The sequence below is a fragment of the Cohnella zeiphila genome, assembly GCF_014212055.1.
In the GTDB taxonomy this organism is placed as follows: domain Bacteria; phylum Bacillota; class Bacilli; order Paenibacillales; family Paenibacillaceae; genus Cohnella; species Cohnella zeiphila.
Map to the genome: position 1 here is coordinate 54,591 of NZ_JACJVO010000013.1, position 15,666 is coordinate 70,256.

The 15,666-nt window shown below is 62.3% G+C and carries 15 protein-coding genes; 1 reads left to right on the forward strand and 14 read right to left on the reverse strand.

Features of this window, described 5'->3' with window-relative positions; genetic code table 11:
* The 4 genes from H7C18_RS12110 to H7C18_RS12125 all read right to left on the reverse strand — a co-directional run bounded on the left by H7C18_RS12110 (position 1) and on the right by H7C18_RS12125 (position 5,784).
* On the reverse strand, positions 1-2,886 hold the full coding sequence (locus H7C18_RS12110) for an FtsX-like permease family protein (RefSeq protein WP_185129326.1): 2,886 nt from the start codon (positions 2,884-2,886) through the stop codon (positions 1-3).
* Between the two features lie 75 nt (positions 2,887-2,961).
* Positions 2,962-4,008 carry an efflux RND transporter periplasmic adaptor subunit gene (locus tag H7C18_RS12115; protein ID WP_185129327.1) on the reverse strand — a complete coding sequence of 349 codons (1,047 nt, stop codon included), beginning with the start codon at positions 4,006-4,008 and terminating at the stop codon, positions 2,962-2,964.
* A complete protein-coding gene (locus H7C18_RS12120) occupies positions 3,992-4,684 on the reverse strand; it encodes an ATP-binding cassette domain-containing protein (RefSeq protein ID WP_185129328.1) in 693 nt (230 codons plus the stop codon). Before H7C18_RS12120 ends, H7C18_RS12115 begins: the two co-directional genes overlap by 17 nt.
* A 23-nt stretch (positions 4,685-4,707) precedes the next feature.
* On the reverse strand, positions 4,708-5,784 hold the full coding sequence (locus H7C18_RS12125; RefSeq protein WP_185129329.1) for a LacI family DNA-binding transcriptional regulator: 1,077 nt from the start codon (positions 5,782-5,784) through the stop codon (positions 4,708-4,710).
* 265 nt (positions 5,785-6,049) lie between these two features.
* Between H7C18_RS12125 and H7C18_RS12130 the strand changes: the two genes are divergently transcribed.
* Positions 6,050-6,391 (forward strand): LytTR family transcriptional regulator DNA-binding domain-containing protein, encoded by a 342-nt coding sequence (locus tag H7C18_RS12130; protein ID WP_185129330.1) that lies wholly within the window; start codon positions 6,050-6,052, stop codon positions 6,389-6,391.
* Positions 6,392-6,487: 96 nt separating this feature from the next.
* On the opposite strand, the gene H7C18_RS12135 is transcribed toward H7C18_RS12130, so the two are convergent.
* From H7C18_RS12135 to H7C18_RS12180, 10 genes are read right to left on the reverse strand one after another with little or no spacing between them, the layout of a single operon-like run.
* Positions 6,488-7,825 (reverse strand): LLM class flavin-dependent oxidoreductase, encoded by a 1,338-nt coding sequence (locus H7C18_RS12135; RefSeq protein WP_185129331.1) that lies wholly within the window; start codon positions 7,823-7,825, stop codon positions 6,488-6,490.
* A 55-nt stretch (positions 7,826-7,880) separates the two neighbouring features.
* Complete coding sequence (locus H7C18_RS12140) at positions 7,881-8,408, reverse strand: GNAT family N-acetyltransferase (RefSeq protein ID WP_185129332.1); 528 nt, start codon at positions 8,406-8,408, stop codon at positions 7,881-7,883.
* Position 8,409: 1 nt separating this feature from the next.
* Positions 8,410-8,931, reverse strand: a complete 522-nt coding sequence (locus H7C18_RS12145; protein WP_185129333.1) for a DinB family protein — start codon at positions 8,929-8,931, stop codon at positions 8,410-8,412.
* Complete coding sequence (gene solA / locus H7C18_RS12150) at positions 8,928-10,115, reverse strand: N-methyl-L-tryptophan oxidase (RefSeq protein ID WP_185129334.1); 1,188 nt, start codon at positions 10,113-10,115, stop codon at positions 8,928-8,930. The genes H7C18_RS12145 and solA overlap by 4 nt, the downstream gene beginning before the upstream one ends.
* Positions 10,112-11,281: an amidohydrolase gene (locus H7C18_RS12155; RefSeq protein WP_185129335.1), complete on the reverse strand. Its 1,170-nt coding sequence runs from the start codon at positions 11,279-11,281 to the stop codon at positions 10,112-10,114. The genes solA and H7C18_RS12155 overlap by 4 nt, the downstream gene beginning before the upstream one ends.
* A 3-nt stretch (positions 11,282-11,284) precedes the next feature.
* A complete protein-coding gene (locus H7C18_RS12160; RefSeq protein WP_185129336.1) occupies positions 11,285-12,313 on the reverse strand; it encodes an LLM class flavin-dependent oxidoreductase in 1,029 nt (342 codons plus the stop codon).
* A 20-nt stretch (positions 12,314-12,333) separates the two neighbouring features.
* Entirely contained in the window at positions 12,334-13,086 is a 753-nt protein-coding gene (locus H7C18_RS12165; RefSeq protein WP_185129337.1) for an amino acid ABC transporter ATP-binding protein, read from the reverse strand.
* Positions 13,083-13,793: an amino acid ABC transporter permease gene (locus tag H7C18_RS12170; protein WP_185129338.1), complete on the reverse strand. Its 711-nt coding sequence runs from the start codon at positions 13,791-13,793 to the stop codon at positions 13,083-13,085. The genes H7C18_RS12165 and H7C18_RS12170 overlap by 4 nt, the downstream gene beginning before the upstream one ends.
* The gene (locus H7C18_RS12175) at positions 13,790-14,572 is read right to left on the reverse strand and encodes an amino acid ABC transporter permease (protein WP_185129339.1); all 783 of its coding nucleotides are present in this window, start codon (positions 14,570-14,572) and stop codon (positions 13,790-13,792) included. Before H7C18_RS12175 ends, H7C18_RS12170 begins: the two co-directional genes overlap by 4 nt.
* A gap of 30 nt (positions 14,573-14,602) precedes the next feature.
* Positions 14,603-15,484: a transporter substrate-binding domain-containing protein gene (locus tag H7C18_RS12180; RefSeq protein WP_185129340.1), complete on the reverse strand. Its 882-nt coding sequence runs from the start codon at positions 15,482-15,484 to the stop codon at positions 14,603-14,605.
* Positions 15,485-15,666 lie beyond the last annotated feature (182 nt).

Genomic DNA, 15,666 nt, shown 5'->3' on the forward strand with positions numbered 1-15,666 from the left:
TCAGTCCTCCCCCAGCTTCAGCGCCTGGTGGATGCGGGTCCTCGACACCATAAAGCCGAGGATGCCGAGCCCGAGCACCAGCATGGCGCCGACGACCGTATAAAGCCGCGCGTAGTCGAGCGAATCGAAGATGACTTTGAACGGCGGAACGAGCGTGCCCGGATTGAAGGCGATCTGAAAATTCGGCACGAACAGGCTGCTCGCCAGGTTGCCGACCGCGATGCCGATCAGCACGGCGACGCCGGACGTAAGAATCTGCTCGGCGACGAGCATGCCGAACATGCTGCGCACGGACACGCCGATCGCCCTCATGATGCCGTTCTGCAGCGTTCGGCCGCGGAGCGACAAAATCCAGTACAGCAGGAAGCCGACGAAGCTGACCGCGATCGAGATCAGGAAGCCGAGCGTCAGGATGCCGTTCAGCGCCATCAGGAACGGATCGTTCTTCGCGGCGTTCAAATCCGACTGGGTATTGAGCAGGCTGAGCACCGGCAAACTGCGGTCTTCGATCGCTTGATAGAAGTCGGTCGTCGAGTAACCCGGCTTCATCTTATACCAGACTTCGTACGGCTCCAGCGCCAATTGAAGCTGGATGCGGGACAGATGGGCGACGATCAGCATCGGAGCGTTGTTCTTCGATTCTTCGTCGCCGGCATCGACCGAGCCGACCGGCGGGTTCGGATTGAAGGTCGGAAAATAATCGACGATCCCGTAGACGACGAACGGCTGGGAAGCCGCGTCCTCCCATCCGATCCAGACGGTATCCCCTTCCTTGACGTTCTTCTGCTTGGCCAGCGTCCTCGAGATCAGCACGGCCCTCGTATCGGACGCCATCAGGTTCAAGTAGTCGTTCAACGGATAGCCGAGCAGGCCGTTCCGGAACCAGGCGGTCTCCCCGAAGTCGTCGGTATCGATGCCCATCAGCAGCGCGCTGCCGCTGTTGTCTCCGACCGAGAACGAGGCGTTCTCCTTGACGAACACTTTGGCCGCATGCTCCACGCCGGGCAGCGTCTGGAACGGCTCGAACGCCGGCTCCAAATAGTGGACCGGTTTGTTCGTATCCGCCGCGGCCGATTGGGTCTGCTCCGGTCCGCCGCCCATGGCGGGAGGCGGCTTGTCGTTGATCCATTGGGCCGTCATCGTCATGTCCGCCCCGTTGCCGTACCGGATCCGGTCCTCCGTGTTGCTGTTGATCGTACGTGCCGCGCTCGCGCTGAACACGCCGGTGGCGATCGTCAGAATGAGGAAGACCATCAGGAACTGATACTGGCTGCTGGAACGGCCGACCTGAATGAGCGTGGCGTACATGGACGGACGCCACCACTTCCGGCCGATCCAATAGATCAGCCTTAGCGCGTACGGATACAGCCGAAGCAGCAGCAAGCCGGCGCCGACGGTGAACAGCGCGGGCACGATGAACTGCAGCGGATCGATGTTCAGGTCCGTCTGGCCAAGTCCCAGGTTCTTCAAGTTGTCGAGCCGCGTACGGAACGTATAGAGGCCGTAGATCGCGATGGCGACCGCGACGAGGTCGAGGTACAGCTTATGCCAGAGCGGCGTTCGCTGCTGGCGCGCGAGCTGCTGCTTGTGACCGACGATCGTGGCGCGCGTCGCCATGAACACCGGGATCAGCAGCATGATCAAAGCGGCGCCCGCCGCGATGGCGCCGTATTCGTAGGATGCGGCCGTCAAGCGGACGGGAAGCGCGGCTCTCGAGACGAAGCTGAGGAAGCCGTTGGACGCTCCCAGCACCGCGGTCAGCAGCAGGCCGAGCGGCGGACCGAGCGCCCAGGCGATGGCGCTGAGCAGCAGGCCTTCGACGGAGAAGGCCGCCATGATCTGCCACCTAGCGGCGCCCCGGCTGCGGAGCACGGCGATCTCGTTCTTCTGCCGCTCGGCGATCAGGTTCGCGACCATGAACATATAGAAGCCGAGCATGATGAGCACCGGTACGTTGAGCGACCACATCAGCGTCTTCAAATGCTTGGCCCGCGTCAGATACGTCTGAAGCGTCTCCAGTGCCGGCGTCTTGAAATCGGTCTGGTACGTTCCCACCTTGCTTTTGAAAAAGGTCTGGTCCAGCTTGTTCGCGGCCAGGAAAGGGTCGACCTGGCGAAGCTCCATATGGGAATAGTCCATGACGGTATACCAGCTGGCGTTCGATACCGACACTTTGTCAAGGTCGCGGAAGTCGCGGTCCATGACGGCGGAATCGATCACCACCGCGGAGCTGAAGCCGGACAGCGAGACGTCGTAAAAATAAGGATCGTCGTCCCGTTTCTTCTCGAACACGCCGACCGGCTTAAAGCGAACCAGCACGTTGCCCTTGCTGTCCTTAGCGGTGAAAACCGTATTCAGCACCGTGTTTATATTGCGCAGCGCCCCGTCCGTCACCAGCACCTCGTATACGCCGTCCGCCGCGCCGTCCTGCGGCATTCTTCCGTCGGTCAGCTTGATGTGGTCGGCGAGCCCGGTCAGCGACGTGAAGTGAAGCGAGCGCTTCTTTTTCATGTCCGCCTCGGTGCCGACTTCCGGCACCGCCTCCACCGACTTGGTGTTCCGCTGGACCACCGTCTCGATAAGCGGAAGCGTATACCCTTCCGACCCTTCCCCGCTCATGAAACGGTCGATGTCGGACAGCACCTGCTTGCGCTGCTCCGCCGTCTCCTCGCCGAACGACACTTTCGCATAGAACGACCCGGGATAAACGCCGCGGTTCTGCTGCATCGTCTCCAGATCCTTGACCAGCATGCGAGAGAGGATCGCTTCGGAGTAGATGGGCATCGTACTGACCAGCGCGACGCTGATGATCATGCCGAGCAGCAGGCTGAACATTAGCCACTTGTTCTTGATCATCTTGCGGATAATCATGACGAATAAGGCCACTTCGGAAGCCTCCTAAGATAACCCCACTAAACGGGGCTTTGCTTTGAAGCCTATTCAGGTACTTTGCGGGGACGATTATTGAAGGATGACTTCGTCGCCCGCTTCGAGTCCTTTGACGATCTCGACTTCCGTCTGCGACGTCAGCCCGGTCTCCACATCGGTCTCGCGCACCTTGTCCCCGTCTTCCAGCGTGCGAACGAACGTGCGGCCCAAATAATTGCGCAAGCCGCTGCGCGGAATTTTGACGACGCCGTCCCGCTCCTTCGTCGTAATCTTCACGTCGGCCATCTTGCCGATATCGACGCTGCCCGGCGGCAAATCCTTCACCTGGATGTACAGCGTCTTGCTGTACTTCTCCAGCAGATCCTTGTTCATCGTCTCGGGCGCGGAGGACGGCGTCTGCACGACGGTTCCCTTGTACGTCTCGTTCTTGCCGTCCGCGTTCACGCTCACTTCCGCCGGAAAGCCGACGCTGACGTCCTTGATCGCGTCGGAGCCGTCGACGCTGAGCGTCAGCCTCAGTTGGTTCGGATCGGCGACGATCGCCAGCGTCTGGTACGTATCGACCAGGTCCCCGGGCTTGACGTCTTCGACGAAGACGACTTCTCCGTCCATATCCGCCTTCAGCAGCTTGTTGCCGTACTGTTCCTGAAGCCGATCGTACTTGAGCTGCTCGATCTGCACCTGAAGCGCGGCCATGTTCACCGTCTCTTCGTCGCTGTCGTGATTGAGGCGCACCTGCTTGAGCGCGTACTTCGCTTTGGTCAGCGCGAGCTCCTGCTCCTTGACCTGAAGGTCCAGATCGTCCATCGTCAGCTGCATGAGCACGTCGCCCTTCTTCACCTTGTCGCCCGCGCCGACCAGCACCTTCTCGATGCGGCCGCCGGAACCGGTGAACTGCGCGACGTCCGTATGGACGGATTCGAAGTAAGCCGACCCGGAGATCGTGACCACGACGTCTCCCTTCTCCGCTTTGACGGTCTGGTAGTTCTCCTTCGCGGGCTTGACGAGCGGCGGAGCGAGCGCCGCCTCTTCCTTAGGCAGCAGGGAGCAGCCAGACAGCGCGGCCGCCGCCGCGAACGCCAGCGCAAAAATCGCGGTTCGCTTAATTTGAAGCGACAATTTGTCCATCCTCCAGTTCGTAGACTTGATCGACGATCTCCATGATCGCCGGATCGTGCGTCGTCAGAATGACGGAAATGCCGTGATGGGAGACGAGGTCCCGGAACAGCTTGATGATGTGCAGGCCGGTCTTGCTGTCCAGCTCCGCCGTCGGTTCGTCCGCCAGCAGCAGCTTCGGGCGGTGCGCGATGGCCCGGGCGATCGCGGTCCGCTGCTGCTCGCCCCCCGACAGCTCGAACGGCCGATGGTTCATCCGGGCTTTGAGCCCCACTTCTTCCAGCGCCCGAATGGCCGCCTCCTTCCGGTCCTTGGCCGGAAAGCCGCCGATGCGCAGCACGAACTCCACGTTCTCGTACGCCGACATCAGCGGAAACAGCGCGAACGATTGGAAGATCAGCCCCATCTGGGTGCGTCTGACCTCGTCCCGCTCGCGGTCGGACAGATCCGACAGCGTCCGGTCTCCGAACCGCAGCGTCCCTTCCGTCGGGCGGTCGAGCGCGCCGAGCAGGTTGATCAGCGTCGTCTTCCCCGAGCCGGACCGTCCTTTGAAGGCGATCAGCCGGCCGGCCGGAACGGCCAGGTCGACGCCCTTCAGTACCGTAACCGCTCCGGTCCCCCGTCCGAACGTGCGCTTGATGCCGCTTGCCCGAATAATGTACTCTTCCGTCGTTGGCACTTCGCTTGCAGCCTCCTTTCCACTTATGGCTTATCGAACGGCGCGGCGACCGATGCTCTCTTCACGAGCGTCGGAAGCTGCATCTCCAGCCGGCCGTGCCGGCCGCCGAGCAGCTCCAGCATCAGCCGAACCGCCAGCGGCGCCATCTCGTCGTTCGAGTGCCGAATCGTCGTCAAAGGGGGAGACGTATACGCCCCGAACTTCTCGTTGTCGTAACCGACGACCGAGACGCGTTCCGGCACCCGGATCCCCATCCGGTTCAGCGCCATGATCGCGCCCATTGCCATCAGATCGTTCGCGCAAGCGATCGCCGTCAGCGACGGGTGCCGCCGAAGCAGCTCCTCCGCGGCCGCCGCGCCGCTCGCTCCCGAGAAATCGCCCTCTGCCGTCAAGCCGGCGTCATGCCGGATGCCGCGCTTCTCCAAAGCTGCGCAAAAGCCCGAATAACGCTCCCGGCATATCCGGAGAGTCGACGGCCCGTCGACGTAGCCGATCACGCGGTGTCCGTTCTCCGCCAGCACCTCGCCCGCCAGTCGCCCTCCCTCCGCATCGTCGGACAGAAGCGACGAGCAGCGGGGACCTATCGTCCCTTCGAAGTTGACGAACGGAAGGCCGAGTTCAAGCGCTTCCATGACGAAAGGATGAGAACGGTCGAATGGCGAGAACACGACCGCGCCTTCCAGATGGCGGGAGTAGCAGCATTCGGCCAGCCAATGGCTGCGGTACTTCTCGAAGGGCACCGAGAAGAACAGCACGTCTTTCCCCGCGGATTGAAACGCTTTCTGAATGCGGGAGAACAGATGGATAAACCCCAAGCTGGCCTCGGATTCGAATTCCGGGAAAAAGACGCCGACCAGGCCGCTTCCCTTGCCGGCCAGCTGCTTCGCCCCCAAATTCGGCACGTACCCGAGCTTCCGGGCCGTCTCCAGGACGAGCCTTCGCGTCTCCGCGCGCACGCCGGAAACGTCGTTCAGGGCGCGCGACACGGTGCTCGCGGACAGCCCGAGCCGTTCCGCGATCTGCTTGATGCCGATCTCCGCCGACCGGGGCGGCGCACCCGGACGGGCCGTTTCTTCGCCGCTTCTCCGGCTCTCCTTCATATTCATCCTCCGGTTTATGCCCAGAATCGTCCCATGCCGCATGTTCCGTTCAAGATGAACCTTTTCGCAAACGCTTGCAATTTTTCAAACCTACATTACATTCGCCATGAAGGATTTGTCAACAGCATTATTTTTTACCTATCTTCCTTTGGACAAGTCTCAAAAATTTTTTGGGCAAAGTCACAAAAAAGGGCTTAAAAAAACGGTTTGCCCGTGTTATAATGTAAGCGCTACCAAGTAAACTTTCTGGAGGGGGATAAGAAAGATGAACGTAGCTCTGAAGGATTACGCCAACATTGAGCCTCGGACGGACACGTTGTTTTTCAAAGTCGGCGCTCACGGGCTGATCAGCTTCCATGGACCCAACTACAACATAAAGAAGAGATGGTCCGCGGAGCAGAGAACGGCACTGATGGAGGACCCTTCCTTTTTCCGCGTTTCTTCCGACTGCTACGTTAATCTGCGCAAGATCGCGGGCTTATCGGACGACTGCCTTTATTTCGACGATGCGTCAGGCGGTTCCAAGCGGCTGCCGATCTCCAAGCGCAAGCAGCAGATCGTCAAGCAATGGATGGAGCGCCATTCCGGCGAAGCCAGCCTGGTATAACCCAAGCCATATCGCGGATCTCCGCGCAAGCAAGCCCCCGAAGCCGCGAAATGCGGTTTGCGGGGGCTTGCGCGCGTTTGAAAAACGATAAAGCTCTCAGCGCGCCGCTTGCCGGCTGCGCTCTTCCGCGTAGCGATTGGGCGGAATCGGCACGCCGAGATTTCCTCTCAACGTATCGGACTCGTATTCGGTCCGATAGATGCCGCGGCGCTGCAGGATCGGCACGACCTGCTCCACGAAATCGTCCAGCCCGCGCGGGAACGCCGAATGAACGATAAAGCCGTCGGCCGCCTCCTCTTCGTGCCAGCGCTGGATCAGGTCCGCAATCTTCTCGGGCGTGCCGACGAACGGTCCGCGCGGCGTCGCCGAACGAAGCGCGACCTGGCGGAGCGTCAGCCCCTGCTCCTTCGCCGTCCGCTTGATCTTGTCGGTGCCGCTCCGGAAGCTGTTGCTGCCCAGATCGCCAATGTCCGGAAACGGCTCGTCGAGCGGATATTGCGAGAAGTCGTGATGCTCGAAAAAGCGGCCGAGATAGTCGAGCGCCTTGTCGATGGACACGAGATTCGCGATCTCCTCGTACTTCCGTTCCGCCTCCTCTTCCGTGCTGCCGATAATCGGCCCGATCCCCGGCAGGATGACGATATCGTCGCGGGAGCGGCCGTAGGCGACCGTGCGGTTTTTCACGTCGCTGTAGAACGCTTTGGCCTCCTCGATCGACTCGTGCCCGGTGAACACGGCGTCCGCTTCCTTCGCCGCGAGATTTTTGCCGCTCTCGGAGGAGCCCGCCTGGAAGATAACCGGCTGCCCTTGCTTCGATCTGGCGATGTTGAGCGGTCCTTCCACGGAGAAATAGGTGCCTTTATGGTTCAGCCGGTGCATCTTGGCCGGGTCGAAAAAGACGCCGGACTCCTTGTCGCGCACGAACGCGTCGTCCTCCCACGAATCCCACAGCCCCTTGGTCACCTTCAAATATTCCTCGGCGATCCGATAGCGCTCGTCGTGGCTCGGATGCTCCGTTCTGCCGTAATTGCGCGCCGAGCCCTCAAGCGGGGAAGTGACGACGTTCCAGCCCGCCCGGCCGCCGCTGATCATGTCGAGCGAGCCGAATTGCCGGGCGACCGTGAACGGTTCGCTGTACGAGGTCGACAGCGTGCCGACCAGGCCGATCTTGGTCGTGGCCGCCGCCAGCGCCGATAAAATCGTAATCGGCTCGAACCGGTTCAGAAAGTGCGGGATCGACTTCTCGTTGATATACAAGCCGTCCGCGATGAACGCCAGATCGAACAAGCCTTCCTCCGCCTTCTGCGCGGCCCGGACATAGAACGGAAAGCTGACGCTCGCGTCGGACGGGATGTCCGGATGCCGCCAAGCCGAGATATTCCCTCCGACTCCGTGAATGATGGCGCCGAACTTCAATTTTTTCCGCGTTGCCATGTTTTCTCTCCTCCTTTTGGAATGGGCTACGCCCCTGTGCAGCGCCCCGCATCGGCTACGCCTTCAGCAGCTCCGCCTCCTGCACGAGCAGCTTGTAGCTTTTGACCAGCACGCTTCCGTTCCAGATGTCTTTGTCCGTCGCCCGCACGAAGCCGAGCCGTTCGTACAGCCGGACGGCGGATGCCATCATGTCGGACGTGTGCAAATGGAGCGTTTCCGCTCCCGCTTCCTTGGCCCTCCTGGCCGCTTCGCGCAGCAGCGCCGTCGCCACTCCTTGCCCTCGGGCCTCGGGAGAGACCGCGAGCAGGCGAATAATCGGCGACTCGATTTCCATGTCGTGCCCGTAGGCGACAATCGAGGAAGAGAACAGGGTGGCGCTGCCGACGATCCTTCCTTCCCGCTCGGCGACAAGCCACCCTGTGGCGCCTGACGTGTCGACGGAACGGGCGATGTTGTCGCGATATTCGCGCCAACGCTCCTCGGGCAGCTCGCGGCTGTATTGCTCGTAAGCGGCGAGCAGCACTTCCCGGATCCTCTCGCGGTCGGTATCCTCTGCGTCCCGGATCGTTACTTCGGCTCCCATGTCACGGTCTCCCTTCGCGGGTCGCCGGTTCGCTCCGGATGCCGAAGACGCCCGCTTCCGCGGCGGCCCGTTTGATCCGGTCGATCTGCTCCGCATGACGTTGCGCATGGGCGACGAAGCCGCGCACGACGGTCAGCAGGGATACCGTCTCCCCTTTGAAGTTGACCGCGTTCTTCTCCCAGTCGGCGTCCGGCAGCAAACGAAGCAGCAGCGCATTATAGACGGACAGCGACCGGAACGCCTCCAGCACGTCCTCCGCCTTCGCCCGATTCGCCTGCTGGCCCGCCACCCACGCGTCCTGGTTAAAAGCGGGAAGCCGCACCTGGGAACCGGACAGAATCTCGCGGATGCGGAAAGAGACGACGATCAAATGGTCGGTGACGTGGGCCAGCACCTCGGTCGCGCTCCACTTGTCCGGCGCGGGCTTCCAGCGCAGTTCCTCATCGGTCAAATTTTGTACCGCGCTTTTCAAAAGATCGTAAGTCTGCAAAAAGGGCTCGATCTCTCTTGCGAATGAGCTCATCGTATCGCCTCCTCGGGGGTATGGACCGGTGCGGGTTCGGCGAAGCGCGAACGGGCGAAAGGAACGACGTCCGCCGGCCGCTTTCCGGCCGTCAGCCAGTCGGATAGCGCTTCGCCCACCGCGCTCGCGAATTTGAAGCCGTGTCCGGAGAATCCCCCGGCCATCAACACGTTAGAGTAATCGGCATGCGCATCGACGATGAAATGACCGTCGGGCGACAGCTCGTACTTGCAGGCCAGCCCTTTTCTCAGGCGCCCTGCGGCTGCGGGAAGGAACGCTTCAAGCGCGCGGCGCAAATCCGCTTCGTCCTCGAGATACGTTCCGAACGGCTCGAACGGATCCCCCGGCTTCCAAGGCTGGCCTCCGTCGTGGCGGCCGATCTTGATCCCGGCTCCGCCGATGTTCGGGAAGCCGTAATACCCGCCGAGAGTGCTTCCGAACGTAAACCCGGGAAAGTTCCCGGCTTGAAACAGCGGCGCGTCGGTCTCGGACTCGGCATCGAACCAGCCGACCACCTTGCGGACGGCGCGAACCGGCAAGTTGGCGAATGGGGCCAGCGTACGGAACCAGGCCCCCGCGCTCAGGATCGCGCAGCCGGCCGTATAGACGCCTTTGGTCGTGCGGACCGTCACCTGGCTCCTCGTCGCCGTGACCCGGATGACCGTCGTATTGACAAGCAGCTCCGCTCCGGCCGCCAGCGCCAGCCTGCGGTAAGCCGCCACGCATCGCTCGCTGAACAAGTACCCGGCATTCGGTTCGTACAGCGCTTCGAACCCGTCCGGCATGCGAAGTCCTTGCCAACGGCGGCGGACTTCTTCCCCGTCCAGCCGCTCGCAGCGGATACCCGCTTCCTCGGCATCGCGAAAGCGTTGAGAGAGAGAGAGGACGGACGGATCCGCCATGTTGATCACGCCGGACCGCTCCAGCAGCTTGACGCCGCTCTCCTGCTCCAGCTCCTGCCATAAAACGTCCGCCCGCAACGCCAGCCGAACGTACTGCGGCCCGCCTTCGTATGCGTGACGGATCAGCCGCGGCTCGCCATGGTGGCTGCCATTCGAGTGCGGGGGATCGAACGCGTCGATCAGCAGCGTCCGGACGCCTCGTTTGGCCAAGTAATAGCCTGCGCTCATCCCCATCGAGCCGGCTCCGACCACGATGACGTCGTAGCCGGTACGGCCGCTCACGCGCGGCCTCCTTTCGCCTTCGCGTTCAATTCATCCAGCGCCTGAACGGCGACGGCGGCGAGATACGAAGCGGCGCCGGGAAGCGCGCTCTCGTCGACGTCGAATGACGGATGATGCCATTCCTGCGGACCGTTCGTCCCGAGAAAGACGAATGCTCCCGGCGTCTTCTTTAAATAGAAGGCGAAATCTTCGCCGGCCGGCGAAGGGGGCGGCTCCGTCACCGTCAGTCCGACGGATTCGGCCGCGCGGGCGGCAAGGACGGACCATCCGGCGTCGTTCACGACGGCCGGCGGCCCTTCGATCCAGCTCGTCTTCGCGGTCGTGCCGAAGGCGGCGGCCACGCCGGCGACGACTTCCTCGAAGCGCCTGCGGACGTCCGTCCGCACCCGCTCGTCGAACGTGCGGAGCGTGCCGTCGAACACGGCCTGCTCCGGAATGACGTTCCAGGCGGTCCCGCTGTGCAGCCGGGTCACGCTGACGACCGCGCTGTCCAGCGGACCGACATTGCGGCTGACGATCGATTGCAGCGCCGTCAGCATGTGCGCGGCGGTCAGGATCGGATCCAAGCCGGCTTCGGGAACGGCGGCATGCGTGCCTTTGCCGGCGACCTCGACGGCGAACCCGTCGGCGGCGGCCATGATCGGGCCGGAGCGAATGCCGATCGTTCCGACCGGCAGGTCCGGCTTGTTGTGCAGGCCGAAGATCGCGCCGACGCCTTCCAGCGCGCCGCTGGCGATGACCTGCGACGCTCCCTTCGCCTTCTCCTCCGCCGGCTGGAACAAGATCCGGACGGTCCCTTGGAGCTCGCGCTCCCGCTTCTTCAGGAGCAGCGCCGCCCCGAACGCCGCCGCCGTATGGAAGTCGTGCCCGCAAGCGTGCATCTTCCCCGGCCTTTGGGATGCGAACGGCAGCCCCGTCTCCTCCTGGATCGGCAGCGCGTCGATGTCCGCCCGCAGGGCGACGACCGGACCGCCGCCGGTTCCGACTTCGGCGACGACGCCGGTCCGCAGCGGATACGCCGCGATGCGGATGCTCTCCGCCGCCAGCCAGCCGCGAATCGCGGCCGTCGTCTCGTATTCCTCTCCCGACAGCTCGGGATTTGCGTGAAGCTGCCGGCGAATGTCGATCAATTGCCGGACGAACGGTTCTGCGGCCGTTGCGCTCATGGTCTACCTCCCCGCTTCGGAGCCGACCGGCTCCTCCGCCAGCGCGTCCTTAAGCAGCTCGAACGAACGGACCCGCTTGGCGAAGTCGCCGATAATGGTCGTAAAGATCAGATCCTCCACGCCATACGTTCCGGCCAGCTCCAGCAGCCGCCTGCGCACGGCGTCCTTGGTTCCCTTCGTGATATCCGCGTCCCGAACTTCCGCGGTATACTCTTCTCCCGCCTGCCGGGCAAACTCCGCCGCCTGTTCGAGGGAGCCGACGTTCACCGTCTTGCCGCTCGCAAGCGTCACGCGGACGTTCTGGAACGCGCCCGCCAGCTCGGCCGCTTCCTCCTCCGTATCCGCCGCGATGACCGAGAGCGCCAGCATCGGCTTCGGCCGACGCCCCGATCCGTAGTTAAATCGATCGCGATACGTCTCGAACGCGCGGGCGGCCGTATCCGGATCGCTGTTGATGAACAGCGCGAACGCATACGGATATCCGCGTTCCGCCGCCAGCTCGGCGCTGGACTCGCTCGTTCCGAGCAGATAGATGTCGGCCGGGACGTCCGGCAGCGGATTGGCCTTCAACCCGGCAAGCGGATGATCTTCTCCCGCAGGACCATGAAGATACCGCTCCAATTCGTCCAGCTTCCCCGTCAGCCCCGGCGATTCGGTCACGCCCCGCTGAAGCGCCTGGGTCGAACGCGGCAGACCGCCAGGCGCCCGGCCGATGCCGAGCTCCACCCGGCCCGGCGCCAGCGTCGCCAGCACGTTGAAATTTTCCGCCACTTTATAAGGGCTGTAATGCTGCAGCATCACGCCGCCCGAGCCGATGCGGATCTTCTCCGTCTTCGCGAGCAGGTGGGAGATCAGCACCTCCGGGGAGGAGCCGGCCGTCTGCGGGGAATCGTGGTGCTCCGACACCCAGAACCGCTCGAAGCCGAGCTTCTCCGCGAGCTGCGCCAGCTTGATCGTGTTGCCGAACGCTTCCGCCGGCGTCTGGCCGGGGAAGACGATCGTCTGGTCCAATATTCCGAATGTTAAGGCCATGGTGCAGCGCTCCTCTCGCTTCAGATCGAATAGACGCTCTCCGGCGTAATCCGCTGCAGGAATTGCCGGGTTCTTTCTTCTTTGGGGGACCGGAACAGCTCCTTGGGGCTGCCCTCTTCCACGATCGCTCCCTGGTCCATGAACACGACGCGGCTGGCCACGTCCTGGGCGAACCCCATCTCATGAGTCACGATGATCATCGTGATGCCTTCCTTCGCGATCTTGCGGATGACGGCGAGCACTTCGCCGACGAGCTCCGGATCGAGCGCCGACGTCGGTTCGTCGAACAGAATGACCTCCGGGTTCAGCGCCAGCGCCCTGGCGATCCCGACCCGCTGCTGCTGGCCTCCCGACAGCTGGCTCGGGTAGGCGTCCAGCTTCTGGCCGAGGCCGACCTTCTCCAGCAGCTCGGCGCTGCGCCGGCGCGCCTCGTCCTTCGGCACCTTTTGGACGACGACCAGCCCTTCCATCACGTTCTCGAGCGCGGTCTTATGCTTGAACAGATTGTATTGCTGGAACACCATCGCCGTTTTGCCCCGCAGCCGATGGATGTCCTGCTTGGACGGATGCCGGCAGGGTACGCGCAGATCGCCGATCGCGATCTCGCCGTCGCTTGGCCGCTCCAAGTAGTTGATGCAGCGGAGCAGCGTCGTCTTGCCGGAACCGCTCGGGCCGAGGATGGCGACGACCTCCCCTTTCTCTACGGCGAGATCGATGCCTTTCAGCACTTCGTTGCGTCCGAACGATTTGCGGATTTGCGAGAGCCGGATCATGCCACTCCTCCCCGGTTGTAAGAATTGACGCGCTTCTCCAGCAGCGCGGTCAGCCGTTCGATCGCGATCGTGAGTCCCCAGAAGATCAAGGCCGCGGCAATGTAGGCTTCGAAAAACTTCCAGTTCGTAGACGCGACGATTTGCGCTTTGGCGTTGATGTCGACGACCGACGCGGCGAACGCGAGCGTCGAGCCGTGCAGCATGCCGATCGCCGAGTTCGACAAGTTCGGAAGCGCGGCCGCGAACGCCTGCGGAAAGACGATCCGCCGCAGCGCCTGCGGCGTCGTCATCCCGACGGACAGGGCGGCTTCGAGCTGGCCGCGGTTTACGGCCATCAAGCCGGACCGCACGACTTCCGACATATAAGCCCCCGCCGTAATCGAGAAGGAGACGTAGACGAAGCCGATCATCGGAATCGAGACGGAACGGAACGGAAGGCCGAGCCCTTCCGCGGCGGAATCGATCAGCATCGGCAGCCCGAACAGGATGAGCAGCAGATGGGTCAGCATCGGCGTGCCCCGGATGAACGTAACGTAAGCCGACGCCAGCGGTTGAAGAACAGGCACGCGGTACAGGCGGACCAGCGCGGCCGCCGTCCCGATCAGGAAGCCGCACGCGACGGATACGGCCGTAATCTCCAGCGTCGTCGGAATAGCGGACAGCAACTGCACGAAGGCGGTCCAAATAAATGCCGGATCGAGCTTCATGACCTCGCTCCTTCCTTCGGAAGATCAAGTCCGGCCGGAAACCGGCGGTTCAGCCACTTGCGCCCTCTGGCTGCTCTCGTTTCCGCGGCAGGCCGGGCTTCATGGCGAAGCATTCGGCGCTCCAGGGCGGCCAGCAGCTTCTCCAGCGCGAAGCAGATGAGGAAGTAGATGAGCGCCAGCGACAGGTACGCTTCGAAAAAATGCTGCGAGATCGTCGGCAGCGTCTGCGCTTTCCCCGTCAGCTCCATCGTGCCGAGGGAGAAGGCGAGCGACGTGTCTTTGAGCACGGCTATGATCAGGTTGGCGAACACGGGAATCGCGATCCCGAGCGCCTGCGGCAGCACGATCCGGGCGAACGCCTGATAGCCCTTCATGCCGACCGCGTAGGCGGCTTCGACCTGTCCCCGATCCACCGCGCCCACCGCGCCGCGAATCGCTTCGGACAGGAACGCCCCGGTGTGCAGCGAATAGACGAAGACGACAAAGTAGAGCGACGGGACCTTGGAGACGTCGAGATGGACGCTCTTCAGAACTTCCGGCAATCCGTAATAGAACAGGAAGAGCTGAATCAGGATCGGCGTCCCCCGAAAAAAACTCACGTACACTTGCGAAAAGCGCTGCAAGACCGGGACCCGGTACATCCGCGGAAGGGCGACGAGCAGGCCGACGCCCAGTCCGATCGCGAGCGAACAAGCGACGATGACTGCCGTAATCCGAAGGTAAGGCAGCAGCTTCACGAAGTAATCGAAGACGTAGGCGATGTCGAAATGCGCGCTCATCCGCTTGACTCACCGTCCTTCCTCATGGGTCTATTGAGCGGTATCGGACGTGTAGTCCTGCCCGAGCCACTTCTTGCTCAGTTCGCCGAGCGTTCCGTCCGCCTTGATTTCTTTGATCGCGCCGTCGACCGAGTCCGCAAGCTGCCGGGAATCGGGATCGCCTTTGCGGAACACGAACAGAATGTCCGCTTCGCTCAGGTCGTCTCCGACGGTCTTCAGCTTCGCCTCGGGGTCGATAAGCGACAGCGTAAAGTCCGCTCCGACCGTCGCGTCGACGCGGCCGCTGGCTACCTGCGACACCGTGTCGTTCGCCGCTCCGCTCTGGTACACGATGTTGATCTTCTTGTCGTGGGATTTGTTGTAATTTTCCAGAATCTGAGCTTCCGCGCTGGTCGCGCCCGTCAGCACCTTCTTGCCCGCCAGGTCGTCGAGCGAATGGATCGTCGTGTTGTCCTTGGCGACGATGATCTTGTTCCGCCAGTGGGCATATGCTTCTTTGTTGAACAGATACTTCGCTTCGCGCTCCGGATTTTTCTCCATCTCGTGGGCGACGAAATCGATCTTCTTCGTGTCCAGGCTCAGCAGCAGGTTGGAAAAATCCATCGTCTGCAGCTCGAATTCATACTCCGGCAGGCGCTTGTCGATCTCCTTGACGAGCTCGACGTCGAACCCGGTCAGTTGGCCGTTCTCGTCGATGAAGCATACCTTCGGGAACTGCGTGCCCGTGCCGACGACGATCTTCTTGACTTGCGCCGGAGTAGACGCGGATGGCGAAGCGTTCGGCGATGCCGGGGACGAACCGCCAGGCGCGGACGAGGATGCCGCACCTCCGTTGGAATTGTTGGTGCTGCCGCAACCCGACACGACCAGGAGCAGGACGAATGCCGCGGCGATCGACGATCTTTTTTTCATGAGAACCCCTCCATCTTCACGATTCCAAAGCTGTACGGGCGATCTCCGGTTGTCGGGTCGATGGCCTAATACTAATAATTCATACCTGTATAGTAAGAATTATAATGACAACAATGTACACGTTGAGACGACCGAGCGTCAATACGTTGGATAATCAACATTTTCTATCCATCGATGCAAGA

What these genes read in the sequence shown, in the direction of transcription:
- H7C18_RS12125 (WP_185129329.1), bottom strand. Translation starts at nt 5,784, where the DNA reads ATGAAGGAGAGCCGGAGAAGCGGCGAAGAAACGGCCCGTCCGGGTGCG.
- H7C18_RS12130 (WP_185129330.1), top strand. Translation starts at nt 6,050, where the DNA reads ATGAACGTAGCTCTGAAGGATTACGCCAACATTGAGCCTCGGACGGAC.
- H7C18_RS12135 (WP_185129331.1), bottom strand. Translation starts at nt 7,825, where the DNA reads ATGGCAACGCGGAAAAAATTGAAGTTCGGCGCCATCATTCACGGAGTC.
- H7C18_RS12140 (WP_185129332.1), bottom strand. Translation starts at nt 8,408, where the DNA reads ATGGGAGCCGAAGTAACGATCCGGGACGCAGAGGATACCGACCGCGAG.
- H7C18_RS12145 (WP_185129333.1), bottom strand. Translation starts at nt 8,931, where the DNA reads ATGAGCTCATTCGCAAGAGAGATCGAGCCCTTTTTGCAGACTTACGAT.
- H7C18_RS12155 (WP_185129335.1), bottom strand. Translation starts at nt 11,281, where the DNA reads ATGAGCGCAACGGCCGCAGAACCGTTCGTCCGGCAATTGATCGACATT.
- H7C18_RS12160 (WP_185129336.1), bottom strand. Translation starts at nt 12,313, where the DNA reads ATGGCCTTAACATTCGGAATATTGGACCAGACGATCGTCTTCCCCGGC.
- H7C18_RS12165 (WP_185129337.1), bottom strand. Translation starts at nt 13,086, where the DNA reads ATGATCCGGCTCTCGCAAATCCGCAAATCGTTCGGACGCAACGAAGTG.
- H7C18_RS12170 (WP_185129338.1), bottom strand. Translation starts at nt 13,793, where the DNA reads ATGAAGCTCGATCCGGCATTTATTTGGACCGCCTTCGTGCAGTTGCTG.
- H7C18_RS12175 (WP_185129339.1), bottom strand. Translation starts at nt 14,572, where the DNA reads ATGAGCGCGCATTTCGACATCGCCTACGTCTTCGATTACTTCGTGAAG.
- H7C18_RS12180 (WP_185129340.1), bottom strand. Translation starts at nt 15,484, where the DNA reads ATGAAAAAAAGATCGTCGATCGCCGCGGCATTCGTCCTGCTCCTGGTC.